The following is an 18,424-nucleotide window of genomic DNA, read 5'->3' on the forward strand; positions in this document are numbered from 1 at the left end:
TATCTCTATCTCCTTCTATGTAAAAAAATAGGTAGTTTTGTCGATTTGTCCTCTCAGTATAGGGGAAACGGTCGAAAAAGAAAATAAGAACGTACCGGACAGGCGGGAAGCTATGAAGAAATTCGATCTGCGCAACATCCGCATCCGCAAAGTATCGGTCGACGATCTGGACGATAGGATGCTGCTCCTCAATTTGTACGGCACGCAGGCGCTTACTTTTATTATCGGATTGATATGGGTTTTATTTCAGCGCCAGAATGTGATCCATTTATTTGCCTTTCCTAAGGAAGCCGCCTTTCTATGGTGGGGAGCGGGACTTGCGGGCGCCGTTATTCTCGTCGATTTGCTTATTGCGCGGTTCGTCCCGGAGGAAGCGAGCGACGACGGGGGCGTCAACGAGCGGATATTCCGCAACCGGCCCGTCTGGCACATTGCCGTCATTTCATTCGTCGTATCGGTATGCGAGGAGCTGCTGTTCAGAGGGGCCGTGCAGCATGCGATCGGTCCTTATTGGACGAGCATCGCGTTTGCCGCGATCCACGTCCGCTACTTGAGGCACTGGATCCCGACCGGGCTCGTCTTCTCCATCAGTTACGGGCTGGGCTACATTTATTTGGAGACCGGCTCGATCTGGGCGCCGATCATCGCGCACTTCATCATCGATTTCGTCATGGGGTTAATCATCAAATTCAGGAGGGAGTCATGAGCAGGAAAGAAAGGTTTGGCCGTTCCTCGGCGTCCAAGCGGCATGAAAAGGCGGCAGCGCCGCACGATCAAGGAACGGAGTCCCAAGCAGGAGAGTCGCTGCCGCCGCGACGCCTGAAGTTTCCGTCAAGCGCGCAAAAAGTAACGAAGTGGTATTATAATTTGTTATTTCTGCTATTTGTTTGCCTGGTCAGCGGTTTGTTCTGGTACGGCCTCAAATTCAGCGAGTAACGTCGACTTCGATCTCGCCGGGATCGATGAACGCGTAGCCTTTGCCCGTCAGCCGGGTTAACAGCTCATCCAGCGCGTCCGCGGTCCATGGCAGCTCGTGCATTAATATATTAGCGCCGGGATGAAGCTGCTCCAGCACGTTGCGGATCACTTCCTCCGGTTTGTCCCTCGCCGACCGATCCCAGTCGAGGGAGCCGTTCGACCACGTCATGTACAGCATGCCGTGGTTTTTTGCGATCCGGCGCACGACATCCCCGCCCGAACCGTACGGGGGGCGGAAGAACAGCGGCTTCTCGCCGATAAGCGATTCGACCTCGGCTTGCAAGTCGCCGATTTGCCGCTCCACGGTTTCTTCGGATTCCTTTTTCAAATCGATGTGGTCCCATGAATGGTTGCCGATCGCATGCTCCCTCTCGTGGATCAGCTTCAGCAGCTCCGGGTTTTGCTTGACGCGGTAACCGTTCACGAAAAAGATCGCCTTGGCCTTATGCTTGTCGAGCGTGTCCAGCATGCTCCGCAGCACGGCCTCGTCCTTCGGGCCGTCGTCGAACGTCAGAAGAACCGCTTTCTCGGCAATCCCTTCCTCCGTCGGAACGAAGCGGAATGCGTCCGTCATCCGGTATCGATTCGTCCGCGGCGCGACTTCGGCGGCTTGATCGGGCTCGATCGAAGCATCTGCGCCGGTCGGGCTTTCCGTCCCGGCAGGTGCGGGAGTCGTAGCGGCCGGCGTGGCGTCGGCCGGAACCGCAATCGGCGCTCCCCTTTCCCCGTCAGCGGCTTCGCCGCCGCAAGCGGCCAGCGAAATGCCGGTCAGCAGGAGCGCAAGTACTAGCGAGCAGCTTTTTATCATTGTGGCCTCCGTTTATCGAGAGATGCGACATTCGCGCGTAAACGACATCATTGTATCATATTTGCCCGGCGCGGGGACTAGAATGATTTCCTTATTTTATATGGAATGGCGGCAACGGACCGCGGCCAAAATAATGATTGTAAACGATAAAGGAAAGAGGTGTCCGCCATCATGAGGTTAAGCGGATTGTTAGTTGGAGGATTACTCGGGGCGGCTGCGACGGTGTACCTTTCCAAAAGGAGGCCCGGGGCCGTTGCCTGGGCGGGCCATGCGCTGTCGGACGTCAGCTCGAGAATCGCGCGCAAGTCGATGTCCAAAATCATGAACAACAACTGGAAAGAAGAGGCCGTGACCATGGCCCCAAAGCATTCAGACGATACCGCCGCAAAATCAGAAGCCGCCTGGGAACAAATTGAGGCAATCGTAGAGAGCGATCCCGCCGTTAAGCGGGAGGCGGAGAAGATTAAAGCGGAATCGTCTTCCATCTCGCATTAAAAGGCAATTCGGCGGGGACGGAATCGTCGGTTCGCGGCGCGGAAAGGCGCAGCGGACATACGATTCTTTTTTTTGCTCATTATAAGCCATTATTAGTGCAATCAACGAACAGACGTGATAAAGTAATTACATAGCACGATTTGATCATCATTGATCACATCTGACTACAAAATTTCATACGCTGTTACAACAGATGCTGCAGAGGAGGATCCTGTCATGAAAATCGAACGGCTAAGTCAGGACAAGATACGGATTTTCTTGACGTTCGACGACCTGCTGGAACGGGGGATCCAGAAGGAAGACATGTGGCGCGAAATTCCGAAGGTTCACGAATTGTTCAGTGAAATGATGGATCAAGCATATAGTGAACTTGGATTCGACGCAAGCGGACCGTTAGCGGTCGAAGTGTTCGCCCTCCCCGCGCAAGGCATGGTGGTGATTGTCACTCGTGGCAAAATGAACGCTCATGATGGTGAACGTTCAACCGAAGATGACGACACGGAAGACGAAATATACGAGATGGAAGTTACGCTCGAGCAAAGCGACGTTGTGATGTATGCCTTTCGGGAATTCGAGGACGTCATATCGGTATGCAAGCAATTGCAGGCGTCCGCGTTGACGGATGACGGAAGGTTATATTTCTACAACGGTAAGTATATACTTGCATTAGAGCCTGCGCTCATCGATTCTTCGAGGCATAACGCCGTCATCGCTCTGCTAGCCGAATACGGCGAGGCGACCTCGGTTACGTACGCCATGCTGGAGGAATACGGTAAAGTGATTATGCCCGAAGCGGCTATTCGGGAAATTTGTAATCATTTTAAATATTAAGTCTGGCTTGCCTCTACAGGAGCATCTGCGGAATTGCTGATTCCGCACGATGCTCTTCTTGCATATATCCATTCGGAATCGGCTCGAATACGACGGGGGAAAGGCGCTCATATTAGATGTAGACAAAGGCGGTGAATGTATGAGCAACCATGGAGCAAGCGATGTGTTGCATTCCACTCAGATCGTTATCGAACAAGCGCTCCTTAGGCTAGGCTACGATCAGACGATTATCGATTTCCTCAAGGAGCCGATGCGGCTTCTGTGCGTGCGAATTCCGGTAAGGATGGACGACGGGACGACGAAAGTATTCACCGGTTACCGGTCCCAGCACAACGATGCCGTCGGGCCGACCAAAGGAGGCGTCCGCTTCCATCCGGACGTAACGGAGAACGAGGTCAAAGCGCTCTCGATTTGGATGAGCCTAAAATGCGGAATTGCCGATCTTCCTTACGGCGGCGGCAAAGGCGGGGTCATTTGCGACCCGAGGACGATGTCGTTCCGGGAACTGGAGCGGCTTAGCCGCGGCTATGTCCGGGCGATCAGCCAGATCGTCGGACCGAACAAAGACATTCCGGCCCCGGACGTCATGACCAATTCGCAGATCATGGCGTGGATGATGGACGAATACAGCCGGATCCGCGAATTCGATTCCCCGGGGTTCATTACGGGCAAGCCGCTCGTGCTCGGCGGTTCCAAGGGGAGAGAGACCGCGACGGCGAGAGGCGTCGTCATCATGATTCACGAGGCGCTGCGGCTGAAGGGAATCGCGATGAAGAACGCGAGAATCGTCATTCAGGGCTTTGGAAATGCCGGCAGTTACCTTGCCAAATTCATGCATGAGGCCGGCGCGCGCGTAATCGCTATTTCCGACGTGCACGGCGCGTTGTATAATGAAGAGGGTCTCGATATCGAATATTTGCTCGACCGCAGGGATTCCTTCGGCAATGTGACGAATTTATTTCCGAAGTCGATCTCGAATGCGGAGCTGTTAGAGCTGGAGTGCGACGTACTCGTTCCGGCGGCGATCGAGAACCAGATTACGGAGCATAACGCGCCGAACGTGCGCGCGGCGATCGTGGTCGAGGCCGCTAACGGGCCGACGACGCTGGAAGCGACGAAGATCCTAACGGACAGAGGGATATTGCTTATTCCGGATGTCCTTGCCAGCTCCGGCGGCGTCATCGTCTCCTATTTCGAATGGGTGCAGAACAATCAAGGCTATTACTGGGATGAACAGGAAGTCGACGACAAGCTGAAAGTGATGATGATTCGCGGCTTCGAGCACGTGTATGAAATACACCGCACCCGGAAGGTCGACATGCGGCTTGCCGCTTACATGGCCGGCGTACGCAAGATGGCCGAAGCCGTCCGCTTTCGCGGCTGGGTGTAGAAAGCAGGGGAGATATTGGTGTTGTTTTCCGTAATGACGGCGGCGGTGGCGCCAGGCGTTTCGCTGCTTACTTACTTATATTTGAGAGACCGCTACGATGCCGAACCGATCCATATGGTTGTCAAGATGTTCGTGCTCGGTATACTGGTGGTCGTCCCGATCATGGTCATCCAGAGGGGACTTGAACTATGGCTCGGCGACCATAACGTCGTATTCGCTTTTATTCAGTCGGCGGGCGTCGAGGAATTCGTCAAGTGGTTCGTCCTGTATCACGTCATATACAACCATACGGAATTCGACGAGCCGTACGACGGCATCGTGTACGCGGCTTCGATATCGCTCGGCTTCGCCACGCTGGAGAACGTCCTGTACGCCATCTATTCGCCGGCTACGTTCGGCACTTTGCTCGTCCGGGCGCTGCTGCCGGTATCCGGCCACGCGCTGTTCGGCATTATGATGGGCTACTATTTGGGCAAAGCGAAATTCGCCTCCAAGCGGCAATGTCGCATGTTTCTCGCAATCTCGTTCGCGCTGCCGCTGCTGCTTCACGGTTCGTACGATTGGATCATGCTGACGAGCCGTTCGAACTGGATGTGGTTCATCATCCCGTTCATGATCGTTCTGTGGATTTGGGGGCTGCGCAAGATGAATCACGCCAACTCGCGATCGCCATTCCGGTTCGTCGCGCGGGAGGACGAGATTAAACTGTAGCGTTTCCGTCTATACTGTCCAATTAGAGGGGCGTCCGCAGCGGCGGCGCTCCATTCTTTCGGCTGGAGGTAGGTATGGAAGCGGCAAGAATCAAGGTGACGATCAGGTGCAACGTATGCGGGGAGAAGTTCGTCCTGCGCGGCCGGAGGGACAAAGGTACGATCGATACCGGCTTTAAGCAGTGCATCTGCAATAACGCGAACGATTTGGAAATCGAGGAACATAGCGTCTACTGAAATGGCTTTAGCCGTTTCGCTTGTTCGTTCGCCGGGTACGCAATCGAATAGAAGGATGCATAAAGCTCCCTTGGGCAAACCAAACTAAAACCAGGTTTTGCACAAGAAAGGAGCTTTTGTGTTATGTACTATCGACTCAGTTCGATTATGTTCCCCATTATGTCCCTCTTGTTTTTGGGCGCGATCTATTGGGGCTACCAGGAGCATCAGGAGAAAAACTCGATCTTGATCAAGGCCGAGAACCAGTACCAGCGCGCGTTCCACGACCTGACCTATCACGTCGAGCAGCTGCACCAGCAATTGGGCAATACGCTTGCCGTCAACTCGACCTCTCAGGGCTACCACCGCAAAGGACTTGTCAATGTGTGGCGGTTAACGAGCCAGGCGCAGAACGAAATCAACCAATTGCCGTTAACGCTGCTACCTTTCAACGAAGCGCAGGATTTCCTGTCGCATATTTCCAACTTCGCTTACAAGACGGCGGTCCGGGATTTGACCAAGCAGCCGCTTACGCAGGATGAATTCAAAACGATGAAGACGCTGTACGCGAAATCCGAGGAAATTTCGAAGGATTTGCTCGGCATGCAGCAATCGGTGCTGGCCAACAATTTGCGCTGGATGGACGTCGAAATCGCGCTTGCATCCGAGCAATCGAACAACGACAACGCGATCATCGACGGCTTCAAGACGGTGGACAAAAAGGTAAGCGAATACCCGGAAATCAATTGGGGACCTTCGGTGACGAGCATGTATCAGAAGCGGACGATCAGCATGCTGAGCGGCACGCTGGTTACGGCCGAGGAAATTAAGAAGCGTGCCGCGGAGTTCAGCAATTCGAATGAATCGGAGGTACGTGTCGTCGAAAACGGAAAAGGAACGGAATACGCGTCCTATTCGGCCACCGTCGAGAAAGGCAATGACGGCAAGCTGCAAATGGACTTTACGCAAAAAGGCGGACAGTTGATCTGGTTCATGAATTCGCGCGACATCGGAGACAAAAAAATCGATCTCGACAAAGCGAAAAGCTCCGCGGACGCGTTTCTTAACGAGCACGGCTTTGACGGGATGAAGGCGATCAGCTACGATTTGTTCAACAATACCGGCGCGTTTACCTATGTCGGCGTGCAAAGCGGCGTTCTCATCTACCCGGAGAAGCTGACGGTCAAAGTCGCGCTCGACAACGGCGAGCCGGTCGGCCTTCAGGCGAACGATTACGTCTATGAGCACCATAAACGGAAGCTGCCAAGCCCGATCATCAAGAAACCCGATGCCCGCAAAGCGCTAAATCCGGAGATGAAGGTGCAAAGCGAGCAGCTGGCGCTGATCGACAACGAATTGGGCGAAGAAGTGCTTTGCTACGAGTATACCGGCCGCATTAACGGATCGCTGTACCGCGTCTATATCAATTCGGAAACCGGCCTCGAGGAAATGATCGAAGAAATGTCGCCCTTCGATTCAAAGGCCGCGGCGAACCAATAACCGAATGACAAGTTGACGATCAGGCTCCCCTCAAACCGGCGCTTACGTGTTATAATGGCATGTAAATGGGAGGGGAGCCACTTTGTTGCCGAAGTTAAACCAAATGCTGCACTATCAGATCGCTTCTTCCGATGCCGAGGAAGCCGCGATCGCCTATAAATCCCGAATAGCCGACGAGCTTGAGGACGGGTTCCTGATCGAGATGCCGATCAGCGAGAAGACGGGCCGCTACAAGCGGCTGTTTCTCGGCGACGAGCTCTCGATGTATTTCGTCTCCGAGGACGGAATCAAAAATTATTTCGATTCTCATGTGACGGGCTTCAAGGAGGACGGCATCCGCCTCGTCAAAATCCGCAAGCCCGATCCGGACCGGATCGCGAAGGTTCAGCGCCGCAGCTTTCTGCGAGTCGGGGCCGAGCTGGATCTTGCGGTCAAGCTGTCGAGCCACGTCCGCTTCGTCTGCAAAACCGACGATGTCGGCGGCGGCGGCATTTCTTTCGTTTGCGACGGAAAATGGCCGCTTGAACAGGGGCAAACGCTGGAATGCTGGCTGCTGCTCTCCTACCGCAACGGCAGTATCGAGCACGCGCCGTTCAAGGGAGAAATCGTACGCGTCGCGGAGCTGGATATCGGCAGGAAGCAGGCCATGATCAAGTTCGTCAGCATTAACGACTCGGAGAGGCAGAAAATTATCCGGTACTGCTTCGAGAAGCAGCTTGAAACGCGCAACCGGTAAATGAATAAATTCGCCGCTTAATGGAAAACTACCCAATAAGGGAGGCGGATGTTTGAAGGATGCGCAAATTATCGCTAAAAAAGAAAAACCGGAAGCAGCTTATCCGATTGACGGACGAAGTAAGCGCCGTTCTACGGAAAATTATTATTTCGCTGCTAATTCTGCTGATTTGCTCGCAGGCGGCGCTGCAAATTGATAGCGTTCGCCGCGTGATTACGGGCGTGGATCGGTGGGAAGGAACCCGCTTAAACTGACGCCCGGCTTTTGCATCTGGGGTTATAGTGTGGTATAATTTTCACGTTCGCAGGCAATGCCTGCTTTTTTCTTGAGAGGTTTGCGTCGCATCCGTCATGCATTCAGCCAGCCGTCTCTACATAAAAAGGGGGTTGACCTTACGTGATGCATCACGAAGGCGACGATTTTCGCATGAATATCGCGATTGACGGGCCGGCAGGCGCGGGCAAGAGCACGGTTGCGAGAAAGGTCGCCGAGCAGCTTGGCTATGTGTATATCGATACGGGCGCGATGTATCGGGCCGTTACTTTAGGCGCGCAGCGCGCAAGCATTACGCCAGACCAGCCGACCATGCTGGCGGAGTTGGTCCGATCGATGAAGATCGAGCTGGCTCCCGGCAAGGAAGGTCAGTCCGTATTCGTGAACGGAGAGGACGTCACATTGCAGATCCGCTCTCGCGAAGTAACGCTTCAAGTATCGCATATCGCGGCCAACGAGACGGTCAGGGAAGTTCTGGGGCAGATGCAGCGCAATCTTGCGGCACGCAAGGGCGTTGTCATGGACGGTCGCGACATCGGCTCGAACGTGCTGCCGGAAGCCGAACTCAAAATTTACCTGACGGCCACCGTCAAGGAACGGGCGCTCAGGCGCTACCGCGAAATCGAAGGTAGCCAGAACGTAACGCTCGAGCAGCTCGAGAAGGAGATCGCCGAGCGCGACAATCTGGACGAGCAACGCGAAATATCGCCTCTCATATGCGCTTCCGACGCCGTTGTCCTGGACAGCACGGGCATGACGATCGAAGAAGTAATCCGGGCAATTGTTCAGCTAAGCCGAACCAAATTGGCGGAGGCGAAGTAAACTATGTTATACGTCCTTTTCCGTTTTCTTCTTCGCTGCATTTACACGCTACTGTTCCGGCTCGAAGCGATCGGCACCGAGAACATTCCGGCGAACGGCCCGGTCATCCTGGCTTCCAATCACTTAAGCAACTTCGATCCGCCGACGGTCGGGGTAAAGGTGGAGCGCAAAGTCCATTTCATGGCCAAAGAGGAATTGTTCAACATTCCGGTATTCGGCTCTTTGATCCGCGCCTTCGGCGCATTCCCGGTCAAACGGGGCGGCGTAAGCAAGGACGCGATCAAATCGGCGATCGCGCTGCTCAAGGAAGGCCGCATGATGGGCATATTTCCGGAAGGATCGCGCAACAACCAGTCCGGCGCGGCCAAGAAGGGCGCCGCGATGATCGCGGTTCGAAGCGGGGCCGCCGTCGTTCCCGTAGCCATTGTCGGCCGCTACAAACCATTTAGCAAAATCAAAGTCTGTTACGGCGAGCCAATCGATCTAACCGCCATTATTGAACAATCATCGCCGGATATGCTTGACCAAGTAACGGACGCGATTATGGCACGCATTCGCGCGCTAGCCGAGAGGCATCGTTAATTTACGTTTTAAATGCCGTTCGCGTCTTATCGCACGGACGGATTTAAATAAAGTTGGGGTATGAACTGAGGAGGTTATTTCAATGTCAGAAGAAATCAATGTGCAAGAATCCGCAGCGGAGGAAGTAAGCCAAGACGCTATGGATAATTTCGTGTCTTTGAAGAAAGGCGATTCCGTCAAAGGAACGATCGTCAAAATCGAAGATAACCAAGCTTACGTGAGCCTTGGATATAAATATGACGGCGTTATTCCGATCCGCGAGCTCTCCGCCGTCGCGCTGGAGAACGCGACGGACGCCGTTCAAATCGGTCAAGAAGTCGAGCTGAAGGTCGTCAGCATCAACGACGACAAGGAAAGCCTTGTGCTCTCGAAGCGTCTCGTCGACAGCGAGAAAGCTTGGGACCAGCTGCAGGAACGCTTCGACAGCGGCGAAGTATTCGAAGTTGCCGTCGCCGACGTCGTAAAAGGCGGATTAGTCGCGGACGTGGGCGTACGCGGATTTATTCCGGCTTCGATGGTCGAGCGCCACTTCGTCGAAGACTTCTCCGACTACAAGGGCCGCACGCTTCGCGTTAAAGTGAAGGAAATCGACCGCGAGAACAACAAGGTCATCCTTTCGCAGAAGGAAGTGCTCGACGCGGAATACGAGCAAAACAAACAGCAAATCATGGCTTCCCTGCAAGCGGGGCAAGAGCTTGAAGGCACCGTTCAGCGTCTTACGCCGTTCGGCGCGTTCGTCGATATCGGCGGCATCGACGGCTTGGTGCACGTATCCGAGCTATCCTGGCAGCATGTTGCCCATCCGAAGGATGTCGTATCCGAAGGACAGTCGGTGCGCGTGAAAGTGCTTAAAGTCGATCCTGCCGCAGGCAAAATCAGCCTCAGCGTCAAAGCCGCTCAGCCAGGTCCTTGGGATACGGCGGCAGGCCAATTCGCAACAGGCGACATCGTTACGGGTACCGTTCGCCGTCTCGTGCCGTTCGGCGCGTTCGTCGAAATCGCTCCGGGCGTTGAAGGACTCGTTCATATTTCTCAAATCGCTCACCGCCACATCGGCACGCCTAACGAAGTGCTGAAGGAAGGCCAAGAAGTTCAAGCGAAGATCCTTGACTTCAATCCTGCCGAGAAGCGCGTTAGCCTGAGCATCAAAGAAACGGAAGAAGCGCCCGAGCAGCCAGCTCCGAGCGCCAGATCCGAAAGAGCGCCGCGCGCTCCGAAGATCGAGAAGATCGATAACCCTAACGTAAGCCTAAGCAACGAAAGCATGAGCTATTCGCTCGCTGAACGCTTCGGCGACAAATTGAAAAACCTGAAATAGGCCGGCATACGGATAAGGAGCTATTGCTGCGGGAAACCGCAGGAATAGCTCCTTTTTTTTGGCGCATAATAGGGTGACAAGAGGTGATATTCGGATGAACCCGGGTTTTATGTCCTTATGGATCATGCTCATTATGATCATCTTGCTCGCGACCGGCTGGAAGCCATATCTCGCACCCGACTTAAGCAGGCCGGCGATGACCTTGTTCGGTATCGTTATGCTCGCCCTTCTTCCCGTGTCCGCCTGGTGGTCCCCCATGCGCGAATCGATGCACGTCGGCATCCACGTCAGCGTATGTTTTTTGCTGCTGGCCGGCCTGCTTGCTTTCTGGGGAGAAGAGCAGTGGAGCTACAAAAGCTATTTGGCGTTATGCGCCATTATGATCGCCGTCATCTGGGGCTTCGTCCGCAAAATTTACAGCTACGATCCCGTCTTCTATTGGCTTGGTCCGGTGTGGGACGCCCCTTTGCTAGCCGGCGTGCTCTGCGGCGCATTCTCCTCGTCCGCAAAGCATCAATTCGGCATGCTCATATGGGGCGCCGTGCTGGGCGAATGGCTAAACACTCTGCTTCAAGCCCGCGGCTATACGGCATGGATCGGCACCTTGTCATGGTGGGACGGCTTCTGGATCGCCGTCGCGACGGCGCGTTTGTTCGCGTTCGCGCTTAAGCTGCTTCGAGCCGCCTTGTCCAAGCTCGGCATTCTGTTCTGGCACATGAAAGGGGGACGATCCTCGTAATGGACCACTTTTTCATTCAAAATAAGCATTTGGTCGGCGTGCTGCTCGGCATCGCGCTAGGCATTATTTCGCGTTTGCTCATGCTAAGAACGGATTATCGACAGTATCCGACCTATCCGCACGGCAGGATCATCCATATTTCGCTAGGCGTAATCGCTGCCGCGCTTGGGGCCGTAGCCGTGCCCGCGCTCTTCAACAAGGACTATACGGCTATTACGTTTTTGACGCTGGCGGCACAGCAATTTCGCGATGTCCGGAAGATGGAGCGGGAGACGCTGACCAAGATCGACGATCTGGAGCTTGTCTCCCGCGGCTCTACATATATTGAAGGGATTGCGATGGTATTCGAAGGACGCAACTATTTGGTCATCATGACGGCGCTGCTGACGAGCCTATTCGCCGTTCTGATTAACGTATGGGCGGGTATCGCGGCGGGGTGCCTGGCGCTGCTGCTGGTCGAGAAACTAAAGTCGGGCAAGTCCGTATCTCATATTGCGCGCGTGGAGAAGGCGGCGGTCCGCGTCGACGGTCCGGATCTATACGTGGACGATATTTATATCATGAATGTCGGTTTGAAGGCGAACCAGGAAATCATCGCCGAGCGGGGCATGGGCTTCGTCTTGACGCCGCATAACGCGAACGGCAAAGTCACCTTGAGCAATCTCGGCCAGCGGCAAGCGATTCTCTACGATCTCGCGACCATTCTCGGCGTCTACCGCGATTCCGGGGAGCCGATGCTCATCCCGTTGTCCAAGCTGGACATGAAGGACGGTCGTCTGGCGGTGTTTTCGCTGCCGCAAGAAGCGGACGAGAACAAGGGCAGGCAAGTGATCATGCGCGTGCCGATTCTGGAATCTGCAGTTCGCATGCCGACGGAAGCGTCGGTAAACCGGAAGGGGGCTGGCGAAAATGGCTGAAATCGTCGCGGTCGTATCGTTGCGCGCGGATGCCGTAGGCGGAGGAGCGCCAATATTTATTGTGCCGGACGAGCAAAAATTGGAGGAAACTTCGTTCCTTTTGGAGAAGATTTTGGATGCAAGCGCGCATAACCTCAAGAACGGGACGATTATACTAGTCGATAGACGGTAATATGAAAAGTTAGCCAAGAACGCACTTTTTTGCTATGATGATAATCGTGAGTATTTTTGAAGGAGTGGAAAACAAACTATGGCAAGACCCGTTATCGCTATCGTAGGGCGTCCGAACGTGGGGAAATCGACCATATTTAACCGAGTCATCGGAGACCGCCTTGCAATTGTTGAGGATAAACCGGGTGTCACGCGGGATCGGCTGTATGGCACTGGAGAGTGGAACGGCAAGCCGTTCAGCATCATCGATACCGGCGGAATCGAAATCGACGGCGAAGATGAAATCATGAAATCCGTCCGCATGCAGGCCGAGCTTGCCATCGAAGAAGCGGACGTTATCATTTTTATGGTCGATGCCAAGAGCGGCTTGACGCACGCGGACGACGAGGTCGCGCAGATGCTGTTCCGTTCGCGCAAACCCGTCGTCGTGGCGGTCAACAAGGTCGACAATGAAAGCCGAATGGACGAAGTGTACGAATTTTACGGGCTCGGCTTCGGGGAGCCGATCGCGATTTCCGGCTCGCACGGCATCGGAATCGGGGATTTGCTTGACGCCGCCGTCGAGAAGCTGCCGGAATTGACGGACGACGGCTATGACGAGGACGTGATCCGCGTCGCGCTGATCGGCCGACCGAACGTCGGCAAATCGTCGCTCGTCAACGCGCTTCTCGGCGAAGACCGCGTTATCGTCAGCAACGTCGCGGGTACGACGCGGGACGCGATCGATACGCCGTTCGAGCGGGACGGACAGCGCTACGTTCTGATCGACACCGCCGGCATGCGCAAGCGCGGCAAGGTGTACGAGTCGACCGAGAAGTACAGCGTCATGCGGGCGATGAAGGCGATCGAGCGCGCCGACGTGGTGCTTGTGCTTATTAACGGCGAAGAGGGCATCATCGAGCAGGACAAGCATATCGCGGGCTACGCCCATGAAGCGGGCAAAGCTTCGATCTTCGTCGTGAACAAATGGGATGTGGTCGAGAAAAACGATAAAACGATGCAGCATTTTACGCAAAACATCCGCGATCATTTCTTGTTCATGTCGTATGCGCCGATCGTTTACTTGTCCGCTTTGACGAAACAGCGCTTACAAAAGCTGCTGCCCGTCGTCAATCACGTATCGGAGCAGCATGCGATGCGGATTCAGACGCATCTGCTTAACGACGTCGTATCCGACGCCGTCGCGATCAACCCTCCGCCTTCGGACAAAGGGAAGCGGCTGCGCATCAATTACGTGACGCAGGTGTCGACCAAGCCGCCTACGATCGTCGTGTTTGTCAATGATCCGGAGATTATGCATTTTTCTTACGAGCGGTATTTGGAGAACAAAATACGCGCCGCATTCGATTTCGAAGGAACGCCGATACGAATATTTTCACGTCGTAAGTCCGAGGAAGATTAGGGGAGAGTCAGCTTGTTGAATGATGTAATAGCGATAATCGTCAGCTATTTGTTAGGTTCGATTTCCTTTAGCATCGTCATTGCCAAATGGGTGAAGGGCATCGATATTCGCCAGCACGGGAGCGGGAACGCGGGAGCGACCAATACGCTGAGGGTGCTCGGCAAAGGGCCGGGCATACTCGTGTTTTTGCTCGATATCGCCAAAGGCGTCGGGGCGGTATGGATCGGGCACGGCCTCGGCGGGAACGAGTGGATTCCCGTCCTGTGCGGGGTTGCCGCGATCGCGGGCCATAACTGGCCGGTTTGGTTTCGTTTCAAAGGCGGCAAAGGCATTGCGACCACCGTCGGCGTCATCGCGACGCTCGCTTTCGTCCCCGCCCTTATCGCGGGGGTTGTCGCGATTGCCGTCATTGCCGTTACCCGATACGTATCTTTGGGTTCGTTATTGTTCGCCGCCCTCACGCCGGTATTCATATCCATCTTTTATTATTCCTTGCCTTTGCTGTGCGTAAGTTTGCTCATCTGCGTATTCGCGTTCGTGCGTCACCGGACGAACATCGTCAAGCTGCTGCAAGGAACCGAAAACAAGCTGGGCGCGAAGAAGGGAACGTGAACGAGAGCATGTCAAACCAACATCAATCGACGGATAAGCGCGCGGCCGTACTCGTAGCCGGGAGCTGGGGCACCGCCCTCGCGTCGGTTCTTGCGGCCAACGGCTACAAGGTTATGCTGTGGACGCGGAGCGAGGATCAGGCTAAGGGCATCCGAGAGACGGGGGAGAACGGACGTTTTCTGCCGGGCGTAAAGCTTCCTGAGAATATTCATGCCGTTACCGACTTGAAAGAAGCGCTTGGCGGCGCGGAGCTCGCCCTCTTCGTCGCGCCGTCTGGCGCCATGAGAGAAGTCGCGAGACAAGCGGCTCCATACCTGTCGCCCGATACGCTCGTCGTGCATGCAACGAAAGGGTTCGAGACGGATACGCTCAAGCGGATGACGACGGTATTGTCGGAGGAGCTCGGGCGAAGCGCCGACGAGCTCGTCGTGCTGTCCGGACCGAGCCACGCCGAGGAAGTGATCCGAAAGCTGCCGACGACCGTCGTCGTCGCTTCGGCGAATATCCGGGCCGCGGAACAGGCGCAGGATGCGCTGATGAACACGGATTTCCGCGTATATACGAATCCCGACGTCGTCGGTGTCGAGGTGGCCGGCGCCATCAAGAACATTATCGCCCTCGGAGCGGGCTTGTCGGACGGTCTGCAATTCGGGGATAACGCGAAGGCGGCGCTCTTGACGCGCGGCCTGGCGGAGATCGGCAGGCTCGGGGCCGCGATGGGCGCGAATCCGCTGACGTTCGCCGGGCTTGCGGGCGTCGGCGACCTCGTCGTCACGAGCACGAGCAAGCATAGCCGAAATTGGCGCGCGGGTTCGATGCTGGCCGACGGAACGCCGCTGGACGAGGTGCTGAGCCGAATGGGCATGGTCGTCGAAGGCGTCAAAACGACGAGGGCCGCTCACGAGCTGGCGAAGCGCTACGAGGTCGAAATGCCGATTACGGCGCAGCTGTACGAGGTGCTGTTCGCGGGCAAGGCGCCCAGGACGGCCGTCGAGCATTTGATGGGCCGGCTGCGCACGCACGAAATCGAGGAGCTTGTATAAGTACAAGTGCCTACACCAATCGAATACCCACCTCATATGATGCAAGGAGTCTTAACTTAGAGCATCCCGGAGGTGTAGAGTATGTCGAAAGACTTATCCAAGGACGTGCTTCATGCGATAAACAAAAAAACCGGCAAAAACATTACCGAAAATTCGGTCAAAAAAATCGCGAGCGGCGTAACGGCTTCGACGATGCAGGACGAAGCGGAGCTGCGCAAGCTGATCAAGCAAGTATCGGAAATGGCGAACGTCAAAGTCGCCGAATCGACGATCAACGATATCGTGAAAGCCGTAAAAGCGACGGGCATGAACACGTCCAGCATGGAATCGATCATGAAAATGATGATGAAGAAATAACATAGGCGCGGCAAAAGCGGGAAAACGGTCCGAAGCTTCATTCGGCGCCGGGCTCTGTCGGCTTTTGTCCTTTTTTTTGCTCGGTGTTATAATGGGCTAGAACTTATTATGCTTTAGATTAGGAGAATGGTATCGGAATGGACGCAATGACGAAAATGTGGGTCTCGCTGTTCGGGATCGGAATGATGGCGGTCGCCGCTTTGCTAATTACGTTTGCCAGGCGGAAGACGAAAGGAATCGTGAAGTTTGTCCTGTCGCTGATCGCGTTCCTGGCTCTCGGAATCGGATTTATATGCGGATTAATATCCATTATTTAGCAGATATACATACAGGTTAGACAGACAAACGAACAGAACGTAAGGGAGAGTTTGGCGCTGATGATCGAATTAAAGGGTAGAACCAAAACAGCCGTGGTGGAAGCGGAAGCCGGCATGTCGCTTCTGGATCTGGCATTGAAGCACGACGTCGATTGGAGCTTCTCCTGCGCCCGCGGCACATGCGCCCGCTGCCGCTGCCTCGTGACGGAGGGCGGGGACCAGCTCGAAGGCATTACGGACGAGGAATGGGACCGTCTCGAGCCGGAGGAGTTCGAGGAAGGCTATCGGCTGGGCTGCCAGGCCGTCGTCAAATCGGGAGACGCGCGGATATCCGCCGCGAACAAGCCGTATTTTTAAAACGAAGGAAGTGCCGGCGATGACAGATAACGAACCCATCCATGAAGCGTTGGCCGCCATAGTACACGCCACGGCATCCCCGGGCGCAAGCTGGGTCGTCGGCGGGAGCGCCGGATTAATGCTGCGCGGCTTGCCGCTCGCAGCCGAGCCGCGCGATTTGGACATTTATTGCGACGACGAGGACGTCGCTTTGATCTACGAGGCGCTGCGCCAATACGCGGTAGATGAACCGGAGCTTAGCGTTACCGGCATGTATCGCTCGAGATTGTGCCACTTTCATATTAAAGGCATTCAGGTCGAGCTGGTCGGCGGCTTTCAAGTAACCGCCGACGGCTGCCGTTACGTAACGGACGTGAAGAATTTACTTATTCCTTATGGCGACGTCGTTTCCTTCGGGGACGGCTCCCGGGAGGCTGCCGTCGTGCCGCTCGCGCACGAGCTATGGTTCAACCGCCTCCGGGGCAGGGAAGACCGGGTCGCGCTTATCGCGAACGCGTTCGCTGCGGCGCCCGGCCGGCACGAAGAGGCGCTGGAGGCGATCGAGGCGGGCAATTCGTTCACGGCTGCCGCGAAGTCCGGCGTACGCCGGCTGATCGGTCTGCGAGAGGCCGGTGACGCGCGATGAGATGCAAGGTGACGTTCTGGCCATCCGGCAAGACGGTAGACGTGAAGCCGGGTACGACGCTGCTGGACGCCGCCAGAAGGGCTGGCGTGCCGGTCAGCACGCGCTGCGGCGGAAAGGCAGCCTGCTTCATGTGCAAGGTCGCCGTGCGCCCCGGAAGCGAGCTGCAGCCGATGAAGGACATCGAACGAAGGAAGCTGTGCGGATTGGAATCGGAAGGCATTCGGCTCGCCTGTCAAGCGAGGGCGGCGGGCAAAGTAGCGGTCGACGTTCCGAAGGATCCGCTTCGAGCCGCGATCGAACGCCAGCTGGCCAGGCAGGCGGAGGACGACTCATTATGGTGATCGGACGAAGTACGACGAACAGAATTGTTTCAGGTGGGCAGGAGGTTGGAGCGAGAATGAAATTATTATTCCCCGCGGCGCTGCGGCGGACGGCGCGTTCAGCGGCGCTGCTCGCCGCTGCGATCGCGCTGCTGAGCGTCGCGCTCACGGGGTGCTTGTACCCGGAGGACAAGCTGAAGCAGAACCGGGTCGCGCCTAAGGAAGCAGTGCGGAACGTGCAGGCGGCGATCGAGCAATACAAGAGCGAAACGGGCATGCTGCCGATTCAGAACAGCACGGCCGATACGCCGGTTTACGAAAAATTCAAAGTCGATTTCGCCAAGCTGACGAGAACGGGGTACTTGAGCGACATTCCGGCAGCGGCGTTCGAAAACGGCGGAAACTATTATTTCCTCGTCATTGACGAAGAGACCTCGCCTAGAATCAAGCTGCTAGACATCGTAACCTTTCAAAAAATAAACGATATTCAAAGCTGGGTGAACGCCCATGTTCAGGGCGGAGGCGAGCTGCCGAAGGGCGACGAGATGTATCCCGGCTTCCATTTGATCGATTACGGAAGCATGAACAAAGCGGAGCCCGCGATCCGAAGCGTGTTCTCCGGCCAGTCCATTCAGGCGCTGGTGGACGGAGGCGGCGTCGTCTACGCGGATTACGGCATCGACATTATGCAGGCCGTGCAAAGGAGCGGCCAAACCGACTTCGGCGCCGGGCTCGACCTGCGCACGCTCCTTGTCGACGGCTCGGAATTCGTTCCCGTCAAAGCGCCGGCATACCGGTGGACGGGCAGCGAGCCGCAAGCGGTTCAACCCTGATCTAGAATTGAATCGGAACACGTTTCCAATCCGAAGACGCTTTGCGGCCATCGCGGCCGCAGGGCGTTTTTT

Annotated in this window: 26 protein-coding genes; 25 read left to right on the forward strand and 1 reads right to left on the reverse strand. The window is 55.6% G+C overall.

What is annotated here, in order from left to right; all coding sequences use genetic code 11:
• The first annotated feature begins 112 nt into the window (after positions 1-112).
• Both IDH41_RS13610 and IDH41_RS13615 read left to right on the forward strand, forming a co-directional pair.
• Positions 113-706: a CPBP family intramembrane glutamic endopeptidase gene (locus tag IDH41_RS13610; RefSeq protein ID WP_190861864.1), complete on the forward strand. Its 594-nt coding sequence runs from the start codon at positions 113-115 to the stop codon at positions 704-706.
• Positions 703-936: a hypothetical protein gene (locus IDH41_RS13615; RefSeq protein ID WP_190861865.1), complete on the forward strand. Its 234-nt coding sequence runs from the start codon at positions 703-705 to the stop codon at positions 934-936. The genes IDH41_RS13610 and IDH41_RS13615 overlap by 4 nt, the downstream gene beginning before the upstream one ends.
• Here IDH41_RS13615 and IDH41_RS13620 read toward each other — a convergent pair.
• Positions 926-1,786 carry a polysaccharide deacetylase family protein gene (locus IDH41_RS13620; protein WP_190861867.1) on the reverse strand — a complete coding sequence of 287 codons (861 nt, stop codon included), beginning with the start codon at positions 1,784-1,786 and terminating at the stop codon, positions 926-928. The two genes, IDH41_RS13615 and IDH41_RS13620, sit on opposite strands and share 11 nt — an antisense overlap.
• 171 nt (positions 1,787-1,957) lie before the next feature.
• Here IDH41_RS13620 and IDH41_RS13625 point away from each other — a divergent pair, with 171 nt between their 5' ends.
• From IDH41_RS13625 to IDH41_RS13735, 23 genes are all read left to right on the forward strand, one after another.
• Positions 1,958-2,281, forward strand: a complete 324-nt coding sequence (locus IDH41_RS13625; RefSeq protein ID WP_190861869.1) for a hypothetical protein — start codon at positions 1,958-1,960, stop codon at positions 2,279-2,281.
• Positions 2,282-2,497: 216 nt separating this feature from the next.
• Entirely contained in the window at positions 2,498-3,112 is a 615-nt protein-coding gene (locus IDH41_RS13630; RefSeq protein ID WP_190861872.1) for a genetic competence negative regulator, read from the forward strand.
• A 139-nt stretch (positions 3,113-3,251) separates the two neighbouring features.
• Positions 3,252-4,502: a Glu/Leu/Phe/Val family dehydrogenase gene (locus IDH41_RS13635; RefSeq protein ID WP_190861874.1), complete on the forward strand. Its 1,251-nt coding sequence runs from the start codon at positions 3,252-3,254 to the stop codon at positions 4,500-4,502.
• Positions 4,503-4,517: 15 nt separating this feature from the next.
• Positions 4,518-5,213 (forward strand): glutamic-type intramembrane protease PrsW, encoded by a 696-nt coding sequence (prsW, locus tag IDH41_RS13640; protein WP_190861876.1) that lies wholly within the window; start codon positions 4,518-4,520, stop codon positions 5,211-5,213.
• A gap of 74 nt (positions 5,214-5,287) precedes the next feature.
• Positions 5,288-5,449, forward strand: a complete 162-nt coding sequence (locus tag IDH41_RS13645) for a hypothetical protein (protein ID WP_190861878.1) — start codon at positions 5,288-5,290, stop codon at positions 5,447-5,449.
• Positions 5,450-5,572: 123 nt separating this feature from the next.
• Positions 5,573-6,928: a germination protein YpeB gene (gene ypeB / locus IDH41_RS13650; protein WP_190861880.1), complete on the forward strand. Its 1,356-nt coding sequence runs from the start codon at positions 5,573-5,575 to the stop codon at positions 6,926-6,928.
• 82 nt (positions 6,929-7,010) lie between these two features.
• A complete protein-coding gene (locus tag IDH41_RS13655) occupies positions 7,011-7,664 on the forward strand; it encodes a flagellar brake protein (protein ID WP_190861882.1) in 654 nt (217 codons plus the stop codon).
• 52 nt (positions 7,665-7,716) lie between these two features.
• Positions 7,717-7,860, forward strand: a complete 144-nt coding sequence (locus tag IDH41_RS13660) for a hypothetical protein (protein ID WP_190861884.1) — start codon at positions 7,717-7,719, stop codon at positions 7,858-7,860.
• A 203-nt stretch (positions 7,861-8,063) separates the two neighbouring features.
• On the forward strand, positions 8,064-8,759 hold the full coding sequence (gene cmk, locus IDH41_RS13665; protein WP_190862081.1) for a (d)CMP kinase: 696 nt from the start codon (positions 8,064-8,066) through the stop codon (positions 8,757-8,759).
• 3 nt (positions 8,760-8,762) lie between these two features.
• Positions 8,763-9,341 carry a lysophospholipid acyltransferase family protein gene (locus IDH41_RS13670; protein ID WP_190861886.1) on the forward strand — a complete coding sequence of 193 codons (579 nt, stop codon included), beginning with the start codon at positions 8,763-8,765 and terminating at the stop codon, positions 9,339-9,341.
• An 82-nt stretch (positions 9,342-9,423) separates the two neighbouring features.
• Positions 9,424-10,659 carry a 30S ribosomal protein S1 gene (gene rpsA / locus IDH41_RS13675; protein ID WP_190861888.1) on the forward strand — a complete coding sequence of 412 codons (1,236 nt, stop codon included), beginning with the start codon at positions 9,424-9,426 and terminating at the stop codon, positions 10,657-10,659.
• Between the two features lie 94 nt (positions 10,660-10,753).
• Complete coding sequence (locus IDH41_RS13680; RefSeq protein ID WP_190861890.1) at positions 10,754-11,398, forward strand: YphA family membrane protein; 645 nt, start codon at positions 10,754-10,756, stop codon at positions 11,396-11,398.
• Complete coding sequence (locus tag IDH41_RS13685) at positions 11,398-12,315, forward strand: YIEGIA family protein (protein WP_190861891.1); 918 nt, start codon at positions 11,398-11,400, stop codon at positions 12,313-12,315. The genes IDH41_RS13680 and IDH41_RS13685 overlap by 1 nt, the downstream gene beginning before the upstream one ends.
• Positions 12,308-12,487: a capping complex subunit for YIEGIA gene (locus IDH41_RS13690; protein WP_190861892.1), complete on the forward strand. Its 180-nt coding sequence runs from the start codon at positions 12,308-12,310 to the stop codon at positions 12,485-12,487. The genes IDH41_RS13685 and IDH41_RS13690 overlap by 8 nt, the downstream gene beginning before the upstream one ends.
• A gap of 78 nt (positions 12,488-12,565) precedes the next feature.
• Positions 12,566-13,888 (forward strand): ribosome biogenesis GTPase Der, encoded by a 1,323-nt coding sequence (der, locus tag IDH41_RS13695; protein WP_190861893.1) that lies wholly within the window; start codon positions 12,566-12,568, stop codon positions 13,886-13,888.
• Positions 13,889-13,900: 12 nt separating this feature from the next.
• Positions 13,901-14,500, forward strand: a complete 600-nt coding sequence (gene plsY / locus IDH41_RS13700) for a glycerol-3-phosphate 1-O-acyltransferase PlsY (RefSeq protein ID WP_190861894.1) — start codon at positions 13,901-13,903, stop codon at positions 14,498-14,500.
• A gap of 8 nt (positions 14,501-14,508) precedes the next feature.
• Entirely contained in the window at positions 14,509-15,543 is a 1,035-nt protein-coding gene (locus tag IDH41_RS13705) for an NAD(P)H-dependent glycerol-3-phosphate dehydrogenase (RefSeq protein ID WP_190861895.1), read from the forward strand.
• Between the two features lie 81 nt (positions 15,544-15,624).
• Entirely contained in the window at positions 15,625-15,900 is a 276-nt protein-coding gene (locus IDH41_RS13710; protein WP_190861897.1) for a stage VI sporulation protein F, read from the forward strand.
• 137 nt (positions 15,901-16,037) lie between these two features.
• Positions 16,038-16,217 (forward strand): DUF2768 family protein, encoded by a 180-nt coding sequence (locus IDH41_RS13715; RefSeq protein ID WP_190861899.1) that lies wholly within the window; start codon positions 16,038-16,040, stop codon positions 16,215-16,217.
• A gap of 60 nt (positions 16,218-16,277) precedes the next feature.
• On the forward strand, positions 16,278-16,574 hold the full coding sequence (locus IDH41_RS13720; RefSeq protein ID WP_190861901.1) for a 2Fe-2S iron-sulfur cluster-binding protein: 297 nt from the start codon (positions 16,278-16,280) through the stop codon (positions 16,572-16,574).
• Between the two features lie 19 nt (positions 16,575-16,593).
• Entirely contained in the window at positions 16,594-17,199 is a 606-nt protein-coding gene (locus IDH41_RS13725) for a nucleotidyltransferase family protein (protein ID WP_190861903.1), read from the forward strand.
• On the forward strand, positions 17,196-17,540 hold the full coding sequence (locus IDH41_RS13730) for a 2Fe-2S iron-sulfur cluster-binding protein (protein WP_190861905.1): 345 nt from the start codon (positions 17,196-17,198) through the stop codon (positions 17,538-17,540). The genes IDH41_RS13725 and IDH41_RS13730 overlap by 4 nt, the downstream gene beginning before the upstream one ends.
• A gap of 56 nt (positions 17,541-17,596) precedes the next feature.
• Positions 17,597-18,352: a hypothetical protein gene (locus IDH41_RS13735; protein ID WP_190861907.1), complete on the forward strand. Its 756-nt coding sequence runs from the start codon at positions 17,597-17,599 to the stop codon at positions 18,350-18,352.
• Positions 18,353-18,424 lie beyond the last annotated feature (72 nt).

This window comes from Paenibacillus arenilitoris, from assembly GCF_014705655.1.
Taxonomy (GTDB): Bacteria; Bacillota; Bacilli; order Paenibacillales; family Paenibacillaceae; genus Pristimantibacillus; species Pristimantibacillus arenilitoris.

What these genes read in the sequence shown, in the direction of transcription:
- IDH41_RS13610 (WP_190861864.1), top strand. Translation starts at nt 113, where the DNA reads ATGAAGAAATTCGATCTGCGCAACATCCGCATCCGCAAAGTATCGGTC.
- IDH41_RS13615 (WP_190861865.1), top strand. Translation starts at nt 703, where the DNA reads ATGAGCAGGAAAGAAAGGTTTGGCCGTTCCTCGGCGTCCAAGCGGCAT.
- IDH41_RS13620 (WP_190861867.1), bottom strand. Translation starts at nt 1,786, where the DNA reads ATGATAAAAAGCTGCTCGCTAGTACTTGCGCTCCTGCTGACCGGCATT.
- IDH41_RS13625 (WP_190861869.1), top strand. Translation starts at nt 1,958, where the DNA reads ATGAGGTTAAGCGGATTGTTAGTTGGAGGATTACTCGGGGCGGCTGCG.
- IDH41_RS13630 (WP_190861872.1), top strand. Translation starts at nt 2,498, where the DNA reads ATGAAAATCGAACGGCTAAGTCAGGACAAGATACGGATTTTCTTGACG.
- IDH41_RS13635 (WP_190861874.1), top strand. Translation starts at nt 3,252, where the DNA reads ATGAGCAACCATGGAGCAAGCGATGTGTTGCATTCCACTCAGATCGTT.
- IDH41_RS13645 (WP_190861878.1), top strand. Translation starts at nt 5,288, where the DNA reads ATGGAAGCGGCAAGAATCAAGGTGACGATCAGGTGCAACGTATGCGGG.
- ypeB (WP_190861880.1), top strand. Translation starts at nt 5,573, where the DNA reads ATGTACTATCGACTCAGTTCGATTATGTTCCCCATTATGTCCCTCTTG.
- cmk (WP_190862081.1), top strand. Translation starts at nt 8,064, where the DNA reads ATGCATCACGAAGGCGACGATTTTCGCATGAATATCGCGATTGACGGG.
- IDH41_RS13670 (WP_190861886.1), top strand. Translation starts at nt 8,763, where the DNA reads ATGTTATACGTCCTTTTCCGTTTTCTTCTTCGCTGCATTTACACGCTA.
- rpsA (WP_190861888.1), top strand. Translation starts at nt 9,424, where the DNA reads ATGTCAGAAGAAATCAATGTGCAAGAATCCGCAGCGGAGGAAGTAAGC.
- IDH41_RS13680 (WP_190861890.1), top strand. Translation starts at nt 10,754, where the DNA reads ATGAACCCGGGTTTTATGTCCTTATGGATCATGCTCATTATGATCATC.
- IDH41_RS13685 (WP_190861891.1), top strand. Translation starts at nt 11,398, where the DNA reads ATGGACCACTTTTTCATTCAAAATAAGCATTTGGTCGGCGTGCTGCTC.
- IDH41_RS13690 (WP_190861892.1), top strand. Translation starts at nt 12,308, where the DNA reads ATGGCTGAAATCGTCGCGGTCGTATCGTTGCGCGCGGATGCCGTAGGC.
- der (WP_190861893.1), top strand. Translation starts at nt 12,566, where the DNA reads ATGGCAAGACCCGTTATCGCTATCGTAGGGCGTCCGAACGTGGGGAAA.
- IDH41_RS13705 (WP_190861895.1), top strand. Translation starts at nt 14,509, where the DNA reads ATGTCAAACCAACATCAATCGACGGATAAGCGCGCGGCCGTACTCGTA.
- IDH41_RS13710 (WP_190861897.1), top strand. Translation starts at nt 15,625, where the DNA reads ATGTCGAAAGACTTATCCAAGGACGTGCTTCATGCGATAAACAAAAAA.
- IDH41_RS13715 (WP_190861899.1), top strand. Translation starts at nt 16,038, where the DNA reads ATGGACGCAATGACGAAAATGTGGGTCTCGCTGTTCGGGATCGGAATG.
- IDH41_RS13720 (WP_190861901.1), top strand. Translation starts at nt 16,278, where the DNA reads ATGATCGAATTAAAGGGTAGAACCAAAACAGCCGTGGTGGAAGCGGAA.
- IDH41_RS13725 (WP_190861903.1), top strand. Translation starts at nt 16,594, where the DNA reads ATGACAGATAACGAACCCATCCATGAAGCGTTGGCCGCCATAGTACAC.
- IDH41_RS13730 (WP_190861905.1), top strand. Translation starts at nt 17,196, where the DNA reads ATGAGATGCAAGGTGACGTTCTGGCCATCCGGCAAGACGGTAGACGTG.
- IDH41_RS13735 (WP_190861907.1), top strand. Translation starts at nt 17,597, where the DNA reads ATGAAATTATTATTCCCCGCGGCGCTGCGGCGGACGGCGCGTTCAGCG.